This window comes from Jonquetella anthropi DSM 22815 (assembly GCF_000237805.1).
GTDB classification, from domain to species: domain Bacteria; phylum Synergistota; class Synergistia; order Synergistales; family Dethiosulfovibrionaceae; genus Jonquetella; species Jonquetella anthropi.
On sequence record NZ_CM001376.1, the window covers coordinates 107,938 to 128,376 of the forward strand.

Consider the following 20,439-nt stretch of genomic DNA (forward strand, 5'->3'; position numbering starts at 1 on the left):
GAATTTACGTGGTTTGACCGACAGAAACGTCTTGCCAAATCGAGGCTGGCCGTTTATTATGTACCGTGTTAGCACTCGTGTTTGATAAGTGCTAATAAAAATAGGGCATTAGGGCGGGAGACCGCCGTGAGTCACCATTTTGAGGGAGGTTATTAGCATGCAGTTAAAGCCTTTGGCAGATCGAATTGTCGTGAAGGTCATCAGCAAAGAGGAGCGCACGAAGGGCGGCCTGTACCTGCCTGACACGGCGCAGGAGAAGCCTCAGGAGGGCGAGGTTCTGGCGGTCGGCAGCGGCAAGGTGCTTGAGAACGGTCAGAAGCTTCTGCCCGAAGTGAAGGTTGGCGACCACATCATTTTCAGCAAGTACGCCGGCACAGAGATCAAGCTGGACGGCGAAGAGCTCGTGATTTTCAGCGAGCGCGACGTGCTGGCTATTCTGGACAAGTAACGTATTCTTGAGGAGGATCGCTTATTATGGCAAAAATTCTCGCTTTCGGTGAAGAATCCCGCCGCGCGCTGCAGCGCGGTATCGACAAGGTTGCCGACACGGTCGGCATGACGCTTGGCCCCAAGGGCCGGAACGTCGTTCTGGAGAAGAAGTTCGGCTCTCCGACGATCACCAACGACGGCGTGACGATCGCGAAGGACATCGAGCTGGAAGACCCGTTCGAGAACATGGGCGCTCAGCTTCTGAAAGAAGTGGCGTCCAAGACGAACGATATCGCCGGCGACGGAACGACGACGGCGACTGTGCTGGCCCGGGAGATCATTTCCGAGGGCATGAAGAACGTGGCCGCCGGCGCGAACGGCATTTTCCTGCGCAGCGGCGTGACGAAGGCCGTTGACGCTGTGACCGAGCACCTGAAGACCCTTGGCCGGGACGTGAAGGGCAAGGACGGCATCGCCCAGGTGGCTTCCATTTCCGCCAACGACAAGGAAGTCGGCGCGATTATCGCTGAGGCGATGGACAAGGTCGGCAAAGACGGCGTCATTACCGTTGAGGATAGCCAGACGACCGGCACGACCCTTGAGACGGTGGAAGGCCTTCAGTTCGACAAGGGCTACATCAGCCCCTACATGATCACGAACACCGAGCGGATGGAAGCGTCCCTTGAGGATGCGTACGTTCTGATCAACGACGGCAAGATCAGCAACATCAAGGATATGCTGCCCATTCTGGAGAAGGTCCTTCAGACCGGCAAGCCGCTTCTGATCATCGCCGAGGACGTCGAGGGCGAGGCTCTGGCGACGCTTGTCGTCAACAAGCTGCGCGGCACGATGACCGTTGTGGCCGTGAAGGCCCCGGGATTTGGCGAGCGCCGCAAGGCGATGCTGCAGGATATCGCCATTGTGACCGGCGGCGAAGTGATTACCGCCGACCTGGGCGAGAAGCTGGAGAACGTCGAACTGTCCAAGCTGGGCCGGGCCAAGAAGGTTCGGGTGACGAAGGAAGACACGACGATCGTCGAGGGCTCCGGTGATCCGGCGGCGATCCGCGACCGGGCGAACCAGATCCGCAAGGAGATGGAAGACAGCACGTCCGACTACGACAAGGAGAAGCTGCAGGAGCGCCTTGCCAAGCTGGTCGGCGGCGTGGCGGTCATTCAGGTCGGCAGCGCGACGGAGACGGAGCAGAAGGAACTGAAGCTTCGCATCGAGGACGCCCTGTCGGCGACCCGCGCGGCGGTTGAAGAGGGCATCGTGGCCGGCGGCGGCGTGGCGCTGGTGAATTGCTACGAGCCTCTGAAGGCCAAGATCGACGAGCTGAAGCTGGCTGGCGACGAGAGAACCGGCGCTAACTTGGTGCTGGCGGCTCTGTCCGCTCCTCTGCACCTGATCGCTTCCAACGCCGGACTGCAGGGCGACGTGGTGGTGGAGAAGGTGAAGGGCCTTCCGACCGGTCAAGGTCTTGACGCGGCCAGCGGCGATTACGTTGACATGATCAAGGAAGGCATCATCGACCCGCTGAAGGTGACCCGGAGCGCTCTGGAGAACGCGGCCAGCGTCGCCAAGATGGTCCTGACCACCGAGGCCCTGATTGCCGACAAGCCGGCCAAGGAACAGCCCGCCGCCGGCGGTATGGGCCCTGGCATGGGCGGCATGGGAGATATGTATTAGACTTAACCTTTTAAACGCGCACAAGAGCGAGGCGCTCCCTTTGGGGAGCGCCTCGCTCTTTGTTGGAACGTCAGCGGATCGGTTCGTCGAAGGTGACCAGCCAGAAGGCGGTCTCTTCGCCGGTTGGGGTGACGCGGACTTTCCCGCCCGTGGGCTCCAGGTCTTTTGCCGTGACGACTTTGCCGTCAGAAACGAGGTAGTCTTTGCTCTTGCCGGAGACGCCCGTCAGTTCGGCGGTCATGCCGAAGTCGTTGTCCGAGCAGATCGCCACGGTCTTGTCGTCCACGACCGCCAAGCCTTCTGCCTTTTCGGCCTTCCATCCGAGGGCGTTCAGGTCGGCTAAGAGTTTTTTGGACGCCGGGCGGATGCCCGCGCTGGTCAGTTCGTCAAGGGAGCTCAGCGTTTCGAGTTCCCGGCCGTCGGGCGCTTTGACGCCGGTGATGTCGGTCGCTTCCGATAGGTCGACGGCGTACAGGCGGTGTATGACGCCGTCCTCTTCGGCCGCTCCTTGTTCGATGAGCAGGACGCGGTTTTCTCCTGCCGCGGCCAGGTCGCCTATTTTGGCGTCGGCGTTTTTCTTGTACGACGTCGCGTCGATCGGGTAGGCAAAGGTCTTGCACTCTTTCGTCGTCGGGTCGAGGACGATCAGCCGGACGAACGGCGCGGAGCTTTTTTTTACCTTTCCGTTCAGGTCCAGAATGCTCTGAACGACCGCGGCGATTTTTCCGGACGGGAGGACGCAGAGCCCTTCAAAGCCTCGGTTGATCTGCCGGCGGGCGAGAATTTCAGGCAGGCCGCTCCCGGGGCCGTATTTTTCGAGCGTGCGCCCTTTGCTGTCCAAGTGAAGGATGAACGGGCCGTACTCGTCGCAGATCCAAAGAGAGCCGTCCCGGGCGATGTCGATGCCTTCCGTGTCCAGTCCGTTCGCGTCAAAGGGCAGAGCTGAAAGGTTCACGTCCAAGGCCGTCTCGCCGGTTGAGCCGGTCAGTCCGGCCGGGACAGGGCGCCCGCTGATTGGCTGGCCCTTCTCGTCCCGAACGAGGGTGAGGTCGCTCAGCTTGGCCCGGTCTCCTTTGACCGTGATCGTCGCGATGGTCGGGGTGAAGTCAGGGGACGGGAACATCTTTGTCGGGTAGAGCGCGCCGCTTGCGTCGCGCCAGAGCGGCGTGTCGCCGTTCGGGCCCCGGTCGGAGATTCCCAAAAAGACGAGCGAGCCGTCGGGCTTTTTGGAGACGAAGGCTAGGGAGGAGCCGATCCCTAAGGGCATGCCTTTGGGGAACTCGGCGGCAAGGGAGCTGTCGCAGGGGATGTAATCTTCGTCGGTCAGTTCGAGGTGAACGGCCTGAACGGACGGGGCGGCTAGCGCGGCCTGGGCAGCGCAGGCAAGGAACGCGAGGGAGCAGAATACCTTTTTCATCATATCGACCTCCTGAACAGGATAGCCGTATGATATGCCGCAATCCTTGCAGAAACGTTGCGGCGATGTGACGGTAGGCTGAAGGCAAAAAAGTCCGGGGACTTCGGGGCGAGCGCGCCAATCGCTCGCCGGAAGTCCCCGGACTTTACAGAGCTGGATCAGTTACAGGGTGATTGCCTCAGACGGGCAAGCGGAAACGCAGGCGCCGCACTCGACGCAGACTTCCGGGTTGACGACCGCCTTGTCGTCGGCCATGGAAATGGCCTCTACCGGGCAAGTGCCCACACAGGTTTCGCAGCCCACGCACATATCCTTGTTCACTACAGCTGCCATAATATGACCTCCTCCAGGTAAGGTGTGAAACTAAATAAAGTATACATGACCGAAAAGGCCGGTGCAAGGCGGCCGGTCTGGTGAGCTAGTCGCCGGTAATTCCCGCGGCTTCAGGCCGCAGGGGGCGAGTCAGCAGGGTCTGGAGGGCGTTCAGCGGGTCCTGTCCTTGGTAGAGGATTTGGTACACCGCGTCGCTGATGGGCATTTCAACGCCGAGCCGACGCGAGAGGTTGGCCAGCGCGCGGACGGTCCAAGCGCCTTCGGCGACTTCGCCGATTTGGGCCGCCGCCTCTTGAAGCGAGAGTCCGCCGCCGATCAGTTCGCCCAGCCGGAAGTTTCGGGAGTGGCGGCTGAACGCTGTGACCATCAGGTCACCGACGCCGGCGAGCCCGGAGAACGTCAAAGGTTTTGCGCCCATGGCAAGCCCCAGCCGGGTGATCTCGGCGAGCCCGCGGCAGACCGTGGCGGCCGCGGCGTTGTCGCCCATGCCGTAGCGGTGAATCATTCCGGAGGCGACGGCGATGACGTTTTTGACGGCGCCGCCGATTTCCACGCCGATCAGGTCCGTGCTCGAGTAGACGCGAAACGACGGGGTGCCGAACGTCTTCTGCCACAGGCAGGCGTCGCGTTCTGACCGGGCGGCGGCGACGACGCAGGCTGGAAGCCCTTGAATTGCCTCTTCGGCGTGGCTGGGGCCTGAGATGACCGCAAACGGCACGGCGGGCAGGAGCTCTTCCGCGATGCCGCTAGGCAGCTTCAGCGACCCGATTTCTACGCCCTTGGCGGCGTTGCAGAGCATGACGCCGGGCCTCCAATGCGGGGCGAGGTCGGTCAGCAGCCCTCTCAGGGACTGCAGCGGGACGGCTAGGACCCACAGCGGCGAGCCGGCCGCGCGGGGAAGCGAGGACGTGGCCTCGATGCTCGGGTTCAACGGCTGGTCTTTAAGGCGTTTAGGGTTGGCGTGACGCTGGGCAATGTAACTGGCCTGCTCGCTGTCCCGGCACCACAGGGTGACCGGGCCGTTGGCAGAAAGTATCTGGGCCAGAGCTGTTCCCCAGCTGCCGGCGCCGAAGACGGTGACCGGTGCGTTCACGGCGTTTCCTCCTTTGAAAAAATATCGAAAAAGCTCCCCCGTGCCGAGCAGGGGAGCTGGGATTACTCGTTGGCGTCCGCGCGGGCTGAGGCTTCCTGCCGCGCTTTGGCGGCCTTCTTGCGCTGATCCATGTCCAAGATCGCCTTGCGGATACGGATCTCCTTCGGCGTGGCTTCGACCAATTCGTCGTCGGCGATCCACTCGATGGCCCGGTCAAGGACGACCTCGCGGGGAACATCCAGCTTGACGGCCATGTCCTTGGTGGACGACCGGCAGTTGGTCATCTGTTTTTTCTTGGTGGGGTTGCAGGGCACGTCCAGCGGGCGGGAGCTTTCGCCGATGACTTGGCCGTTGTACACGTCCGTTCCCGGGCCGATGAAGAGGACGCCGCGATCCTGCAGGTTTTCCAGCTGGTAGGCCGTGGCCGTGCCGGTGTCCATGCTGACGATGGAGCCTCGGTTGCGGCTGGTGACCTCGCCGCGCCACAGGTCGTACCCCTTGAAGCGGGACGACATGATGCCCAGCCCGCGCGTGTCGGTCAAGAACGAGCTCCTGTAGCCGATGAGCCCGCGGGTGGGAATGTCAAATTCCATGCGGACCATGCCGGTGTTCAGGCTGACCATGTTGACCATATCGGCCTTGCGGTCCGCCAGCTTTTGAATGACGATGCCTTGAAACTCTTCCGGCACGTCAATGACTAAGTCTTCCATCGGTTCGAGCAGGTGGCCGTGTTCGTCCTGTTTGGTGATGACTTCGGGGCGGGAGACGCAGACTTCCGCGCCCTCGCGGATCATCTGTTCGATCAGGATTGACATCTGAAGCTCGCCTCGGCCGGAGACCTTCAGACCGTCAGGGCGGCCTAAGTCCTCGACCCGCAGGGCGACGTTGGTTTGGCACTCCCGCTCAAGACGGGCTTTGAGCTGACGGAGGGTGAGCGGCGTGCCGTCCCGGCCGGCGAACGGGCCGGTGTTGACGAGGAAGAACATGGAGACGGTCGGTTCCTCGATATCCAGTGGCGGGAGGGTCCTTTCGATTGCCGGTGAGGCGATGGTGTCGCCGATGCGGATCGTCTTCGGGCCGGCAAACCAGACGATTTCCCCGGCGAAGACCTCGTCCACTTCTACCCGGTCGAGCCCCTTGGTGACCCAAATGTGGGCGGCCTTTTCGGGCGACTGGCCTGTGACGTGCCAGCCCGCGTCGTGATCCTTCTGGTTGTTCCACTCGGTGTGGCTGTGGATAAACTGTTCGCCCTGCTTGAGCCGGCCGGAGATGATTCGGCCGCAGCCGATTTGGCCGATGTAGTCGTTCCACGCCAGAGTGCTGACCTGCATGAGGAACGGCTCGTCCGAGTTGGACGGCGGCGGCGGGACTTGGTCGACGATGGTCTGGAAAAGGGCGTCCATGCCCTCGTGGGGTTGGGACAGGTCGTTGACAAGCCAGCCGGTCAGTCCGGAGCCGTAGAGGACCGGGAAGTCGGCCTGCTCGTCCGAGGCGCCCAGTTCGAGGAACAGGTCGAACGTTTTTTCAAGCGCCCCTTTGGGGTCGGCGTTGGGCCGGTCAACCTTGTTGACGATGACAATGGGCCGAAGTCCCATCGCCAGAGCGCGGGAGAGCACGTAGCGGGTCTGCGGCATGGGGCCTTCGTTGGCGTCCACCAGAAGCAGGACCGAGTCGACCATCGAGAGGACGCGTTCCACCTCGCCGGAGAAGTCGGCGTGTCCCGGCGTGTCGATGATGTTGATCAGGTAGTCATGCCACTGCACGGTGCAGTGCTTCGACGTGATGGTGATGCCCCGTTCCTTTTCCAGCTCGCCGCTGTCCATGATGCGCTCTTCCTGCTGACAGCTTCGGCCGAGGGCCTGAGTAGAACGGAAGATCGAGTCGATGAGGGTCGTCTTGCCGTGGTCGATGTGGGCCACGATTGCCACGTTGCGGATCTTATCAATAGAAAACACGAAACCACACTCCAGTTTTTGAACGCGAGGGGATGACAAAACATATACGATAATATATCGAAATTGTTCTGAATACAATCGTCAGCGGCGTTCGGCTCAGAATGAAGCCAAATTCAGCCGGCCAATGAAAAACAAAATGGCCCGGCGGTTTAATCGGGCCAAGGGATTATCGGTCTTTTGTGCGGGCCGCCACGCAGACCTTCTCGCGGCGAACCCGGCGGAGGTAGAAAAGGGCGAGGGCAGCGCAGAAGACCACGAGAGCCGCCGTGATGGCTTTCATCACGCCGTGAACGGCGTCCGTTCCGTTCTGGCCCACCCAGTAGCCCACGAGCGTCAGGGCGACGACCCAGATGGCCGAGCCGAGCGACGTGTACAGGCAGAACTGGGGCAGGTTCATTCGGGCGACGCCGGCGGGAAGGGAGACGTACTGGCGCACCACCGGCAGCAGACGACCGATGAAGGTGCTGATGTGGCCGTGCCGGGCGAAGAACCGTTCGGCCTTTTCCAGCGACGCGGGGGAGACGAACACGTACCGGCCCCAGCGGTCGAAGAACTTCCGTCCCCACGTGGCGCTGAGCCAGTAGTTGAACAGCGCGCCAAGCAGGCTGCCGCCGACGCCGCAGAGGATTACCAGCCACAGGCTCATCTCGCCCTTGGCGGCCAGATACCCCGCCGGGGGCATGACGATCTCGCTGGGAAACGGGAAAAACGACGACTCAAGGAACATCAGGGCGATGATCCCCGGGTACCCTAAGGCCCCGACGGTCGCCACGATCCACGAGACGAGCTGACCAAAATATTTAGAAACGTCGGCGAAAGCTGTAAAAAATCTGTTGATGGCTCTGTCCCCCTTTGATTTTTTCACAAGCATTGTAGCACAGCCCCGTTATCTTGGACTGGTCGACTGTGCTATACTTCCACCCGTGTAAAACTGTCGGCTTTGCGGGAGGAGGCGATCGAGTGGAGCTGCCGCTGTGGGACGGTGAACTGAGCATCGAAGTCGGATCGTGGATCTCCTACGTGGTGGCCTCTCGGCCCCTTTCCATGCTGGAGACGCACGGGCCGGTCATGAAGACGATCGGGGAGGGCGCGATGGCCCTTCAAAGCGAGTTTTTATACCTGTGCGGCGTCACGTCCGGGCTGTCCGGCGCCATGATCTGGGACGCGCCATTGGCCTCGTCGGTCGAGCCGCTGTCGCCGCTTTTTACCGTCGTGTTCGGCTACAGCCCGACGATGGAGGACTTCTTGGCTCGCTTCGTCACCCCTAAAGACGAGCTGGTGGCCGGCGTGACGTGGTGCACGTTCTGGCGCGCCGACCTGCCGCTTGGAAAGTGCAAAGCTCTGGCACTGCTGGGCTCCCTGCCGCTTATCGACGAGGACGCCTGTTTGTCCGAGCTGGCCCGAGCGCTGTCGGACAAAAAGCTGGGGAACTGGCAGATTCCATATTTTGCCGAGACGTACGGGTTCCTTCGGGCCCCGGTCATGTTCGAGACCGACCGAACCAGCGACCTGATGATAGAGAAACAGCTTGAGTCGTTTCAGCTGGACGCCACGCACAACGTTCTTGGTCCGTCGCCCCGGCTGTCGCTGCCACCGTTCTATCAGGGAGTCTGAAGTCTTTCTTAGCAACATATGATAAAATAAATAAGTTACGGATAAATCAGATCAACGCAAGCCTTTCGTCAAAGGGGAGCCGATCTGATTTTTTGTCGTTGTTACTGATTAACCAGCAGAGGAGGACATCCATGTCAGCGACGAAAAAGAAAGCGCTTCAGGAACAGACGCCGTCCAAGGCGGGCGGCAGATCTTCCGTTCCCTCCTCCACCAAGGCGGAGCCGGCGAAGCAGAAAAAGACTGCCGCGGGGAAAAAAGGTCCCGCCTCGTCGGCAGAGACAAGCGAGGCGGCCGCTCAGCGCGCTCCCCAGACGTCAGAAACGGCAAAAAAATCTCCCCGGACCGCGGCAAAGAGGCCGGCGTCGGAGCCGGCAGCTCAGCCGAAGGCGAAAAAGGACGGGGCTCAAAAGGCCCAAGTCCCTGAGAAGGGCGCAGGGAAGGCGGCGCAGGGCGCTGCAGCTCCTGAGCCGTCAAAGCAAAAGCCCGCAAAGAAAAAGGTGGCGCCGGCGATGAAGGTCCCTGCCGCTGAACAAGCTGAAACCGCACCGGAGGAAAAGAAGCCGGCGAAGAAGAGTTCGGCGGGGAAGAAAAAAGAGCCCGAGCCGAAAAAGGCCGCGTCCAAGCCGGAGGCCGCCCCGAAAGAAGAAGCAAAGGTCGAGGCCAGCGCTCCCGCGGAAGCAAAAAAGTCGAAGAAGGCGCAGAAGAAGGCGAAGAACGCCGGTGAAGATCAGCCGGCGGGCGAGAGCGCACTCGCGATGAAGGCTCCTGCCGCTGAACAAGCTGAAACCGCGCCGGAGGAAAAGAAGCCGGCGAAGAAGAGCTCCGCGGCGAAGAAAAAAGCCCCCGAGCCGAAAAAGGCCGCACCCAAGCCGGAGGCTTCGAAAGAAGAAGCAAAGGCCGAGGCCAGCGCTCCCGCGGAAGCCAAAAAGACGAAAAAGCCGGCGAAGAAAGCGAAGAACGCCGGTGAAGATCAGCCGGCGGGCGATGGCGTCGCCAAGTCGGAGACGGCACTGAACGAGGCGGCCGAGGACGGGACGAAAGCCTCCCAGCCGAGCAAGCCGAAAAAGAAGAGCAAGGAGAGCGCCAAAGGCCAGCCGGAGGGGGCTGCGACGGAAGAAGTAGACCTTCCCGCTGGCGAGCCGTTGGATCAGTCCGAAGAAGCCGAGGAACAGATGGCCGAGGGTGAAGCTGAGCCGGATATCGACGGGCCGCTGGCTGACGATATCGCCTCGATGGACTCGGACGACGTGGACGTGTCGCTGGACGACGACCTGTTTGCCAAAGAGGCGTCCGACGACTTGGAAGAGGATAAGCCTGACAAGCCGGACGACGAAGAGGACGAGGCGGAAGACCTGCCGGTGATCGACGACGAGGAGTCGGGGGAGGCTGACGACGAGGACGCGGCGCTGGCCCGGCAGAGTCGGATGAAGTGGGTCCGCGAGCTGTACACGGTTGGCAAGGACAAAGGTTTTGTGACGAATCAGGACATTGAAGAGACCGTGCCGGCAGACGCGTGGAACTCGGACGTCCTTGAATTTGTCATTGAGAACCTGATGAACTTGGGCGTTGACTTGGTGGACAGCACGGGCAGCGCGGCCGGCGACGTGACGGCCGGACAGGCGGCGGCCCGGGCTTTGGCCGAGTCCAAGAACAGCGACGCCGACTCGGACGAGGACAACGACCCGGGATACGGCGAAGAGCTGGGCAAGATGGAAGACGTGCCCCTGTCCGATCCGGTTCGGATGTACCTGCGGGACATCGGCAAGGTGTCCCTTCTGGACGCGGCGGAGGAAGTCGCCCTCGCCAAGCGGGTCGAAGCCGGCGACGAGACCGCCAAAGACGAAATCATCAACGCCAACCTCCGGCTGGTGGTGAGCATTGCCAAAAAATACATCGGCCGGGGAATGCAGTTCCTCGACCTGATTCAAGAAGGCAACTTGGGGCTCATTCGGGCGGTGGAAAAATTCGACTACCGGCGGGGCTTCAAGTTCAGCACCTACGCCACGTGGTGGATTCGTCAGGCCATCACTCGGGCGATTGCCGATCAGGCTCGGACGATCCGCATTCCCGTCCACATGGTGGAGACCATCAACAAGATGGTGCGGATTTCCCGTCAGCTGGTTCAAAAGCTGGGCAGAGAGCCGAGCGACGAGGAAATTGCCGCGGAGATGAAGATCGAACCGGAGCGGGTGGAGGAGATCAAACGCATATCTCAGATGCCCGTTTCCCTCGAAACGCCCATCGGCGAAGAAGAGGACAGTCAGCTGGGCGACTTCATCGAGGACAGAAGCCTGCCGAGCCCGGAAGACGTGGCGGCGGACAACCTGCTTCAAGAGCAGATTGAAGAAATGCTGAACGCCCTGTCCGACCGGGAGCGGGAAGTCCTGCGGTATCGGTTCGGCTTGGAGGACGGCCGCAGCTACACGCTGGAAGAAGTGGGCCGCCGATTCGGCGTGACAAGAGAGCGTATTCGCCAGATCGAGGCGAAGGCTCTTCGCAAACTTCGTCATCCCAGCCGCAGCAAAAAACTGAGAGATTTTCTCGACTGACCTGTCGCCGGCGCCCGTTAGGGCGCCGGCTTCTGTTTGAAAAAATAACAGCAAACGCAAAAGGAGCAGGCGTCCTGTCGGACGCCTGCTCCTTTTCGTTTTTAACTATTTTCTCCGCGGCCGAGCTTTGCCGCCGCACGTTCTTTGTCCCGGAGCACCCGCCGGAGGACCTTGCCCAGCGCGTTGCGCGGGAGCTCTTCCACAAAGTCGATTTTGCGGGGCGCCTTGTACGAGGGAAGACGCTTCTTGCACCAGTTGATGAGTTCCCGCTCGCTGGTCTGGACGCCCGGCGCGGGAATGACGAACGCCTTGACGAACTCGCCGCTTAAAGCGTTCGGGCTGCCGACTACCGCCACGTCAGCCACGGCGGGGTTCTCCCTCATGCAGTTTTCAACTTCCTGCGGGTACACGTTGAACCCGCTGACGATGATGATGTCGTTGGCTCGGTCGATGATCTGCATTCCTTCCGGGAGCAGGCGGACCACGTCGCCTGTGTTGAACCACCCGTCGTCGAACCGCTGGCAGTTATCGTCTCCCTCGGCCTGAACGTATCGGCTGCATACCGACGGACCCTTGAGCCACAGCACGCCTTCATCCCCGCCGATGACCCGGCCTTCCGTGTCCCGAATCTGGTGCTGAAAGCCCGGGAAGAACGGCCCGATGACGCCGAAACGGCCGTCTTCAGCGCGTCTGACGGCGGCTACGACCGGCGAGCACTCTGTCAGGCCGTACCCCTCGTGGACGGGAACGCCTAAAATTTTCGGAACAAGATGGTACAGCCGTTCCGGGACAGCGGCGCCGCCGCAGATGATCCGCTTCAGCGAGCCGGGAGGGGGAAGCTGGGCGCGGGACACGGCCTCGCAGAGCATGGCGATCAGCGTGGGCACGGCGACGAGGATGGAAATTTTCTCCTTGTAGATAGTCTGAATCGTTCGGGTTGGCGGCAGGAAGCTCGGCAGAAGGACCTGAGGATATCCCAGCGCCAGCGGCCAGACGCCGGACAGGCAGAAGCCGAAGGTGTGGAAGTTTGGCAGCATGTTGAGTATGCGGAGCTCTTCGGGGACCAAGCTCACGTGCTCCTTGGCGGCCTCAAGGTTGGCCAGGACGTTGCTGTGGGTCAGAGGCACGGCCTTAGGGGCGCCGGTGGTGCCGGACGTGGAGAAAATGACCGCCGTGTCCGGTCGGCCGGGACGGCAGACCCGACGGGGCAGGGGCGACAAAGGCCGGTCCAGCGGGACGCGGACGACCCGGTCACCCAGCGGGGAAAGAGCTTGGGCCATCAGGTCCATCTCCTTGACGTCAGCTGGGAGGATCAGGGCGAACGGGTCGAGCAGCCCTACAAAACGGGAGATCAGTTCGGGACCGGCGACCGGGCTCAAGGGAACGACAGAACCTTGAAGTTTCCACGCGGCTAACGACAGAGCCAACATCAGCGGGCTGTTGGGCAGCACGGTGGCCAGACGGTCGCCGGGCTGAAAGCCCGACTCGCGAAGGGAGCCGGCGCACGCCTCAACCAGCCCGACGAACTGGCGGCGGCTGATGGAAACGTCGGCGAACTTGCAGCACTCCTTCTCCGGCGTCCTGGAAAGGCTCTCGTAAATGACGGACTCAAGACGGTTATCCATGAGATTGTTCCCTCCTCAAAGTCTCACGAGCTACATGTCAATCTGACAGGCCAGACCGAAAATCGTGGCGTAGCAGCTGCGGCTGATGCAGGTGAAGTCCGGGTCGCCCAGTGGCCCGCCGGCAGAGCTGATGGGCTTGTCCTCGATATCCATATAACCGGCAGAAAAAGACAATTTAAGTCCCTTGTTGACGTATTGGGCGCCCAGCGAGTAAGTAGTGCGCGAACCGACCGGGACGATGAAATCCGAGAATTGGTCGGGTGAAGGGCAGTCGTCCCATGCGACGCCAGCGCCCAATGTCCAGTGACTGTTCATCCGGTGTTCGACGCCCAGCTGGAATCGCCACTGGTCTTTCCAGTTCTTCGGCGAGACGACCGTGTAATTTAGGGCGCCGGGGCCGAGGGCCGGAAGGAGCGGGAAAAACGTGTCGAAGGTGATGTCCAGCGAGTTGTACGAGCTCCACCGAGTGTAAATGGCGTCGAACTCGACCCTCGTCTTTTCGTCGAACTTCCAGCCAAGTCCGAACGTCCAGCTGTCCGGCAGGGTGACAGTCCCTCGGCCGAAGGTCTCCCCACCGACTCCAACCGGGCCGAAGTTCGTCTGGGGTTGGGTGAACGTCGTCGTGGCGTGGCTGATGGTCTGCTTGATTTTTGAGCGGTAGACCGCTGCCATGGACAGCTTATCGGAAGCCTGCCAGTTCAGCCCGACATTCCAACCGGTACCGAAGCTCTTGCCGTGAAGGTTCATATGGCTTTCATACGACGAGAACGGCGCCCAGGCGGGCTTGGGATCTTTGCTCGTCCAGCCGATGGCGCGCCCCAGCTCGAGGTCCGTCCACATCAGATCGCCGCCGAAGGACAACGACAGCGACGGGGAGATCTTCAGGGCGATCGTCGGGGCCACGCTGAGGGTTTTGAAATCGGCCAGGTAGTTGTTGAACCGGCCAGGGAAGTCCGACGGGAACTTGGACGCCAATCCGAAGCGAGGGTACAGCCCTAAGCCGAACCACGCCGAGTCGCTGATCTGTTTGGCGAAAAACGCGTAGGGCGCGACGCAGGGTGAAATCGTGTTGTCAGACGTCGCGACTTGTTTCCCGTTGCGGTAAAAATGGGCGGTTCCTACCGGGGTGATGCAGGTCGCGCCAAACGCGACCGAGCCGTTGGCGTCGAACTGGGTGATCCCAGCCGGGTTAAAGCCTATCACGGAGGGGCTGTCGCTGAACATCATGGCGTCAGCCAGCGCGACGCCCCAGCTGTCCCACTCGTACACGGCAAATCCAGCAGCGCAGGCAGGAACGTGAGCGGTAAAAAGCAACGCGGCGGCCGCACCAAAAGCGGCGATTTTTTTCAGATGCATTGGGAGTGTCAGTTCCTTTCGTTTGCGGCTCGTCGGCAAGAGCCGCCTGTCCGCTGGCTTACCGAGACGCCGATTCTGATTTCTGGGGTCAGTTCGTAAAAGCGAAGCAGATGGTAAAATGTTTTTGTGGCGAGGTAATCCCGAAACGCGATGGTCAGTTCGTCCATCATCGCGCCGATGAGGCACGGCTCGTTTTGATGGTGATCCACCGTGCAGCCCGTGGGAATGAACGGGCCGCCAAGAAGCTCGAAAACGTGAAGCATGCAGATCTTCTCGGGGCGAAGTGCCAACTGGTACCCGCCTCCGGGCCCGCGCAGCGCCGTGACGTACCCGGCGTGGCAGAGCTTTTGAAGCACCTTGGAAAGGTGTGTCTTTGAACAGCCGATCGACTCAGAGAGGGTTTCGGTCGTCCGGGGCTGCTCCGGTTCCCGTCCGAGGGCGACAAGCGCGTGAAGGCCGAGCCACAACGGTTCCGGAAGATTGACGATTGGATTGATTGGGCTCACCTCCGCGGCGGCTTATCGCCTAAAATGGCAATGTGGATATACTATTCCACTTTTACGAATTTGACAAGCGCAGCGTCGATTCAAGGCTTCATCGGGAAACGGCAGGCCAAAACCGCCGGGGGAGCTGAAACGCGCCGGCTGTCATCAAAAGAGAGCAAAGAGGAAGATTTTTATAGGTCAAGCAAATAAAATTTAATGTGTAGCTAAAGTAAGACAATTTAAAGTATAGAATATGAGTTGTAATCTCTAAGGAGTGATACAATAAAATCGTAAGCATATTAAAGTGGAAAGGTGGTGCCACGATGAATGTGACCGACATGATTCGCGTGTACCCCGATCCGGTTCTGCGGCAGCCGACCGAACCTGTGACGGTTTTTGACGAGGCGCTGCGCCGCCTGCTGGAAGACATGGCGGTGATCATGCACGAAGCCGACGGCGTCGGCCTAGCGGCCCCGCAAATTGGGATCGCGAAGAAAATTGCCGTCGTCTACGACGCTGAAACGGATCATCTGTATCATCTGATCAACCCTGAAGTGATTGCCTCCTCGGGCGGGCAGACCGGCGAGGAAGGTTGCCTGAGCTTCCCGGGAATTTTTGGCCAAGTGAAGCGGCCGCTCAAGGTGACCGTCCGGTGTCAGGACGGCGACGGGAACCTGCAGGAGTACACGGCGCAGGGATTTATTGCCCGGGCGTTTACCCACGAGATTGACCACCTGAACGGCCGGCTGCTGATTGACAACTTCTCGCCGCTCAAGCGGAACCTTGTGCTCAAAAAGATGGGGTTGGCGTGAGATCCGTCTGGTTCTGCGGCACGGGGAAGTTCGCCGCCCGGTGTCTTGCCCGTCTGGCGAGCTGCGGCGTCTCGTTTGAACTGGTGGTGACTCAGCCGCCGACCCGACGGGGTCGAGGCATGAAGGAGCTGCCCTCGCCGCTCGAAGAAAAAGCGGTTGATCTGGGGCTACCGGTGGCGCGGACGCTCCGGCTGAACGGCGACGAAGAACTTCAAAGCCGCCTGTCGGCTTGCCCGCCCGACGTGATGTTGGTTGTAGACTTTGGACAGATGATCCGCCGCCCGTGGCTTGATGGGCCTAGGGCCGGATGCCTGAACATTCACCCGTCGCTGTTGCCGAAGTGGCGCGGCGCGGCGCCGGTGCGGCGGGCCCTGATGAACGGCGACCAAACGGTCGGCGTGACGGTCTTTTCCCTGACGGAAGGGATGGATTCCGGGCCGATTCTGTTGCAGGAGGCCATGCCGCTTGGGCCAGACGACGACGCGGGAATGCTGCTGGACAAGTTGGCCGATAGGGGGTCGGAGCTTCTGGCTTCTCGGCTCGAAAGTTTTTGTGCCGGCGGCGAGACGCTTCAGCCGCAGGACGACCGGGAGGCGACGTTTGCCCCTAAGATCGACAAAGGCGAATGCCGGCTCGACGCAGGTGAATCGGCGTCCCGCTTGGCCTGTCTGGTTCGGGCTCTGTCGCCGGATATCGGCGCGTGGTTTGAGTTCCGAGGCCAGCGGGTGAAGGTCTGGAAGGCCGCCCCGGTGGAAGCTCGGACGGTTCCAGAAGGGCATATGGCCTTTCAGGGTGGAAACCTTTTGATTGGCACTTCGTGCGGTGCGCTGCGCCTTGATCTGGTTCAGCCGGCGGGGAAAAAGCCGCTGGAGGGCGTCAGTTGGGCCCAAGGTTTGAGATTAGAGGGAGCTGAGATCCTATGAGAACGGACGACCGGGAAGAGCTTCGCCGCCTGATGGGGATGTACGAGTGGCCAAAGTCTGTGGCCGTCACAGGGGCTCTGGGCTCCGGAAAGACCGAGTGGGTGCTTAATCTGTCGGCGGGCTTCCGGGCTTTGGGGGACGACGTGACAGTTGCGGACGCGGATATCATTAACCCGTATTTCTGCATCCGTCAGGTGACGGAAGCCTTGGAAGCGGAAGGCTTTCAGGTTTTGACGGCTCCCGGTCAGGCCAAATGGAGCGACATGCCGGTGGTGACATCTGAGGTCGATCGGGTTCTTTCCGCGCCGGGAAAGCGGGTGCTTCTCGACATCGGCGGCGACGCGGAAGGCGCTCTGGCGCTGAAACAGTACCAGCTGCGCCTTCGTCAGGCCGGTTTCCTGCTGATCCTTGTGGTGAACTCATTCCGGCCTCAAACGAGCACGCTTGACTCGATTCGGGTGATGAAAAGCCGCATGGAAGCAATCGGAAGTCTGGAAGTCGGCGCTCTGGTGAGCAATTCTCACGTGATGACTGAGACGACGCCGGAAGACGTCTACTCGGGGTGGCAGCTGGTCGAAGAGGCGTCTCAGGCGTTTGGCCTGCCGCTTTTGTACTGCAGCACCCGGCCGTCGATTCACGAGGAGACGGTGAAGCTCTTCCAAAAGAAGGGCGTGAAGACGCCTTTGTGGCAGCTGTCGCGGCATATGCTTCTTCCGTGGGAGCCCGGCGCCATTTGGGGAACTGGCCTGCCGGCGAAAAACCACGGACACAGGATGCTTCAGACGTACGAGTACAATCGCTCCAAACAGGGCTCGGAAGAATAGAGGCCGGAAGGAGCTTTTGGGCGAACATAAAGAGGCAGTTTGGCAGCGCGTATTTTGAGAGGGGGAGTTATGTATGGCGGCCAAAGGAAGGATCACGGTCAACGAGGCGTACTGCAAGAGCTGCGGCCTGTGCGTGGCTGCGTGCCCGAAGCATGTGCTTCGCATCTCCGACCATCTGAACGCCCGGGGTTACCGTCCCTCGGAGCAGTTCACGGAAGGGTGCATCGCCTGTTCTATGTGTGCGATGTCCTGCCCTGACGCGTGCATCGAAGTGTACCGGATCAAAGAGGACTAGAAGGGGGAGAGGCCGAATGACCAAGGTACTGATGAAAGGCGCCGAGGTTTTCGGGGAAGCGGCAATTAAGGCCGGCTGCCGGTATTTCTTCGGCTACCCGATCACGCCGCAGAACGAAATCCCGGAGTACATGTCAGCGAAACTGCCGCACTGCGGCGGCGTGTATGTCCAAGGGGAAAGCGAAGTAGCGTCCATCAACATGGTGCTGGGCGCCGCTGCGTCGGGAGCTCAAGTGATGACGTCGTCGTCCAGCCCCGGCATTTCTCTGATGTCCGAGGGCATGAGCTACCTGGCCGGTTCTGAGCTGCCCTGCGTGGTCGTCAACGTCATGCGGGCCGGCCCGGGGCTCGGCGGAATCCTTCCCGCTCAGGGAGACTACAACCAGGCGACGAAGGGCGGCGGCCACGGCGACTATCACGCCATGGTGTTCGCTCCCAGTTCTCTGCAAGAAGTCGTCGAGCTCGTTCAGGGCTCGTGGGACTTCGCGTTCAAGTACCGCACGCCGGTTATCATCTTGGCCGACGGGTTCATGGGGCAGATGATGGAGCCGGTGGAGATCAACGAGCGGGAGTGCAACCGGGGCGATTACAAGTCCTGGGCGCTGGGTTACTTCCCTGACCGTCAGGGCAAGAGGACGCTGCTCAAGAGTTTGTACTTGGCAGCCGAGCCTCTGGAGACCCACAACAAGAACCTGCAGGCCAAGTACGCGGCGATGCAGGAAGACGCCCGCTGGGAAAATTACCACGCTGACGACGCCGAACTGGTCATTACCGCGTTCGGCACTGTGGCGCGTATCGCGAAGACCGCGGTGGATCACCTGAGAGCTGAGGGGAAGAAAGTCGGGCTCATTCGTCCCATCACGCTGTTCCCGTTCCCGCTGAAGGCGTTTGAAAATCTGCCCAAAGCCAAAAAGCTGTTCGACGTGGAGATGAACTACGGACAGATGCTCGTGGACGTGAAGAACGCCACGGAAAACCGCTGGCCTATCAGCTTCTATGGCCGTGCGGGCGGTTTTGCGCCGTCGGTCGAGGAAATTGAGACCGAGTGCCGGAAGCTTCTCGGTTAGGAGGGGGAACCGTCATGTCTGAAACGAAAACTTATTCCGTTCCGAAGAGCTGGATGCCGAACGTCCACACCCACTACTGCCCGGGCTGCGGACACGGGATAGCTCACCGGCTCATCTGCGAGTGCATCGATGAGCTGGGCATTCAGGAACGGACCATTTCTATGTCTCCGGTAGGCTGCGCCGCCATGATGTACGACTATATCAATATCGACTTCGTCGAGGCCGCTCACGGCCGCGCGCCGGCGACGGCGACCGGCATCAAGCGGGTTCACCCCGACAAGATCGTGTTCACCTACCAGGGCGACGGTGACTTGGCCTCCATCGGTATGGCGGAGATCATTCACGCCGCCAACCGGGGTGAGAAGATCTGCGTGTTCTTCATCAACAACGCGATTTACGGCATGACCGGCGGCCAGATGGCCCCGACGACGCTGATCGGCCAGAAGGCGACCACCTGCCCGGAGGGTCGCGACCCGGAGACGACCGGTTGGCCTATCCGCATGTGCGAGCTCATCTCGGCGCTTGTCACGCCCGCGTACGTTGAGCGCGTGTCTGTCGGGTCGCCTCAGCTCATCATGAAGGCGAAAAAGGCCTTCCTCAAGGCGTTCAAGTACCAGATGGAAGGCAAGGGCTTCTCGTTTATCGAAGTCCTGAGCACCTGCCCCACGAACTGGGGGATGTCGCCGGTTGACGCCTTTAAATGGCAGAAGGATGAAATGTTCCCATACTATCCGTTGGGGCTGTACAAGGACTTCCCAGCGGAAGAGGCCAAGTAGGGAGGCGGAACAATGGCTGGATTCTACAAAGAACTGCTGGCCGCAGGTTTCGGCGGTCAGGGAGTCATGATGCTCGGCCAGCTTGTGGCGTTCTCCGGCATTGAGGACGGTCGCAACGTGACGTGGATCCCGTCGTACGGTCCAGAGATGCGCGGCGGCACGGCGAACTGCTCCTGCGTGGTGAGCGACGAGCCGGTCGGCTCCCCAATGGTGACTTCCGGCGACGTGGTTGTGGTGATGAACCAGCCGTCGCTGACCAAGTTCGAGTCTGCCGTCAAGCCCGGCGGCCTGTTGATTTATAACAGCGACTTGGTGAACTACGAGAAGCCGCGCACCGACATTCGGGTTCTGCCGGTTCCTGCCAACTCGATAGCGACCGAACTGGGAAGCGACAAGGTCGCCAACATCGTTATCTTGGGCACGCTGGTTGAGGCCAGCGGCATGGTGAGCCTTGACTCGGCGATGAAGATCATTCGGGAGAAGCTGGGCAAGAAGAAGCCCAAGTTCCTGCCGATGAACCTTGAGGCCTTTGCGAGGGGCCGGGCTCTGGTTAAGAAGTAAGGGTATGGAACGCCTTCTCGAAAGCCGAACGGTTTACCACGGCAAGATACTGGACCTAAAAGTTGACACCGTTCAGGTGGTGGAGCGGAACAACCGCCAAACGACCCGCGAGGTGGTCGTCCATCGGCCGGCCGTCGGGCTGATTGCCCTTGGGCCTGGCGGGGTTGTATTGGTCAAGCAGTTCCGCTACCCGCTCGGCCGGTCGGTGCTGGAGATCCCCGCCGGTCTCATTGAGCCGGGCGAAAGCCCTGCCGACGCGGCCCGCCGGGAGCTTCGGGAGGAAACGGGGTTTGACGCTGGAACGCTGAGGCTCATCCGCCCGGTCTACACTTCGCCTGGGTTCTGCGACGAGGTCATCTACCTGTTCTTGGCGAAGGATCTGCGCCGCGCGCCTCTGGCCCCCGACGTCGACGAGGTGATCGAGCTGGAGACCTTGACGTTCGGCCAAGTGGAGGAGCTTTTAAGGTCGCCTGAACCGCTGGACGGCAAGACGCTGGCGGGACTGTCGTGGCTCTGCGCGTTTCGAGAAGAACTGTAACTTGCGGCCGGCCCGTCTGTTGGGCCGGCCTTTTTGTGCTCTGGGTTCGACAATCGATGCTTCCTGCGAAGACCTCAGCCGTTAAAACAGTTATAATGA

At 60.9% G+C, this 20,439-nt stretch carries 20 protein-coding genes; 12 read left to right on the forward strand and 8 right to left on the reverse strand.

Going from position 1 to position 20,439, the window contains the following annotated elements; genetic code table 11:
- The first annotated feature begins 157 nt into the window (after positions 1-157).
- Both groES and groL read left to right on the forward strand, forming a co-directional pair.
- A complete protein-coding gene (gene groES, locus JONANDRAFT_RS00510) occupies positions 158-448 on the forward strand; it encodes a co-chaperone GroES (RefSeq protein WP_008521961.1) in 291 nt (96 codons plus the stop codon).
- 26 nt (positions 449-474) lie between these two features.
- The gene (groL, locus tag JONANDRAFT_RS00515) at positions 475-2,118 is read left to right on the forward strand and encodes a chaperonin GroEL (protein WP_008521962.1); all 1,644 of its coding nucleotides are present in this window, start codon (positions 475-477) and stop codon (positions 2,116-2,118) included.
- Positions 2,119-2,188: 70 nt separating this feature from the next.
- Here groL and JONANDRAFT_RS00520 read toward each other — a convergent pair whose 3' ends face one another.
- From JONANDRAFT_RS00520 to JONANDRAFT_RS00540, 5 genes are all read right to left on the reverse strand, one after another.
- On the reverse strand, positions 2,189-3,535 hold the full coding sequence (locus tag JONANDRAFT_RS00520) for an esterase-like activity of phytase family protein (RefSeq protein WP_233417405.1): 1,347 nt from the start codon (positions 3,533-3,535) through the stop codon (positions 2,189-2,191).
- Between the two features lie 162 nt (positions 3,536-3,697).
- Positions 3,698-3,868: a 4Fe-4S binding protein gene (locus JONANDRAFT_RS00525; protein ID WP_008521964.1), complete on the reverse strand. Its 171-nt coding sequence runs from the start codon at positions 3,866-3,868 to the stop codon at positions 3,698-3,700.
- Between the two features lie 85 nt (positions 3,869-3,953).
- Positions 3,954-4,961, reverse strand: coding sequence for an NAD(P)H-dependent glycerol-3-phosphate dehydrogenase (locus JONANDRAFT_RS00530; RefSeq protein ID WP_008522346.1), 1,008 nt, complete (start codon positions 4,959-4,961; stop codon positions 3,954-3,956).
- Between the two features lie 62 nt (positions 4,962-5,023).
- Positions 5,024-6,916 carry a translational GTPase TypA gene (gene typA, locus JONANDRAFT_RS00535; RefSeq protein ID WP_008522347.1) on the reverse strand — a complete coding sequence of 631 codons (1,893 nt, stop codon included), beginning with the start codon at positions 6,914-6,916 and terminating at the stop codon, positions 5,024-5,026.
- 166 nt (positions 6,917-7,082) lie between these two features.
- Positions 7,083-7,787, reverse strand: coding sequence for a DedA family protein (locus tag JONANDRAFT_RS00540; RefSeq protein ID WP_008521967.1), 705 nt, complete (start codon positions 7,785-7,787; stop codon positions 7,083-7,085).
- Positions 7,788-7,876: 89 nt separating this feature from the next.
- Here JONANDRAFT_RS00540 and JONANDRAFT_RS00545 point away from each other — a divergent pair, with 89 nt between their 5' ends.
- Positions 7,877-8,530: a hypothetical protein gene (locus JONANDRAFT_RS00545; protein ID WP_008521968.1), complete on the forward strand. Its 654-nt coding sequence runs from the start codon at positions 7,877-7,879 to the stop codon at positions 8,528-8,530.
- Positions 8,531-9,954: 1,424 nt separating this feature from the next.
- Entirely contained in the window at positions 9,955-11,079 is a 1,125-nt protein-coding gene (rpoD, locus tag JONANDRAFT_RS08285; RefSeq protein WP_196792683.1) for an RNA polymerase sigma factor RpoD, read from the forward strand.
- A 101-nt stretch (positions 11,080-11,180) separates the two neighbouring features.
- Here the strand turns inward: rpoD and JONANDRAFT_RS00555 are convergent, their stop codons facing one another.
- Genes JONANDRAFT_RS00555 through JONANDRAFT_RS00565 form a run of 3 tightly spaced genes read right to left on the reverse strand, consistent with a single transcriptional unit; the run spans position 11,181 to position 14,566 of the window.
- Entirely contained in the window at positions 11,181-12,704 is a 1,524-nt protein-coding gene (locus JONANDRAFT_RS00555) for an AMP-binding protein (RefSeq protein ID WP_008521971.1), read from the reverse strand.
- Positions 12,705-12,734: 30 nt separating this feature from the next.
- Positions 12,735-14,060, reverse strand: coding sequence for an OmpP1/FadL family transporter (locus JONANDRAFT_RS00560; protein ID WP_008521974.1), 1,326 nt, complete (start codon positions 14,058-14,060; stop codon positions 12,735-12,737).
- A gap of 8 nt (positions 14,061-14,068) precedes the next feature.
- A complete protein-coding gene (locus JONANDRAFT_RS00565) occupies positions 14,069-14,566 on the reverse strand; it encodes an RrF2 family transcriptional regulator (protein ID WP_008522349.1) in 498 nt (165 codons plus the stop codon).
- Positions 14,567-14,868: 302 nt separating this feature from the next.
- Between JONANDRAFT_RS00565 and def the strand changes: the two genes are divergently transcribed.
- The 8 genes from def to JONANDRAFT_RS00605 all read left to right on the forward strand — a co-directional run bounded on the left by def (position 14,869) and on the right by JONANDRAFT_RS00605 (position 20,340).
- Positions 14,869-15,357, forward strand: coding sequence for a peptide deformylase (gene def / locus JONANDRAFT_RS00570; protein ID WP_008521978.1), 489 nt, complete (start codon positions 14,869-14,871; stop codon positions 15,355-15,357).
- The gene (gene fmt / locus JONANDRAFT_RS00575) at positions 15,354-16,280 is read left to right on the forward strand and encodes a methionyl-tRNA formyltransferase (RefSeq protein WP_008522350.1); all 927 of its coding nucleotides are present in this window, start codon (positions 15,354-15,356) and stop codon (positions 16,278-16,280) included. The genes def and fmt overlap by 4 nt, the downstream gene beginning before the upstream one ends.
- On the forward strand, positions 16,277-17,104 hold the full coding sequence (locus tag JONANDRAFT_RS00580) for a hypothetical protein (protein WP_008521981.1): 828 nt from the start codon (positions 16,277-16,279) through the stop codon (positions 17,102-17,104). Before fmt ends, JONANDRAFT_RS00580 begins: the two co-directional genes overlap by 4 nt.
- Positions 17,105-17,177: 73 nt before the next feature.
- Positions 17,178-17,399: a 4Fe-4S dicluster domain-containing protein gene (locus tag JONANDRAFT_RS00585; protein ID WP_008521982.1), complete on the forward strand. Its 222-nt coding sequence runs from the start codon at positions 17,178-17,180 to the stop codon at positions 17,397-17,399.
- Between the two features lie 16 nt (positions 17,400-17,415).
- Complete coding sequence (gene vorB, locus JONANDRAFT_RS00590) at positions 17,416-18,465, forward strand: 3-methyl-2-oxobutanoate dehydrogenase subunit VorB (RefSeq protein WP_008521983.1); 1,050 nt, start codon at positions 17,416-17,418, stop codon at positions 18,463-18,465.
- Between the two features lie 14 nt (positions 18,466-18,479).
- Positions 18,480-19,241, forward strand: a complete 762-nt coding sequence (locus JONANDRAFT_RS00595; protein ID WP_008522351.1) for a thiamine pyrophosphate-dependent enzyme — start codon at positions 18,480-18,482, stop codon at positions 19,239-19,241.
- Positions 19,242-19,253: 12 nt separating this feature from the next.
- Positions 19,254-19,802: a 2-oxoacid:acceptor oxidoreductase family protein gene (locus JONANDRAFT_RS00600; protein ID WP_008521985.1), complete on the forward strand. Its 549-nt coding sequence runs from the start codon at positions 19,254-19,256 to the stop codon at positions 19,800-19,802.
- 4 nt (positions 19,803-19,806) lie between these two features.
- Entirely contained in the window at positions 19,807-20,340 is a 534-nt protein-coding gene (locus tag JONANDRAFT_RS00605; RefSeq protein WP_008521986.1) for an NUDIX hydrolase, read from the forward strand.
- Positions 20,341-20,439 lie beyond the last annotated feature (99 nt).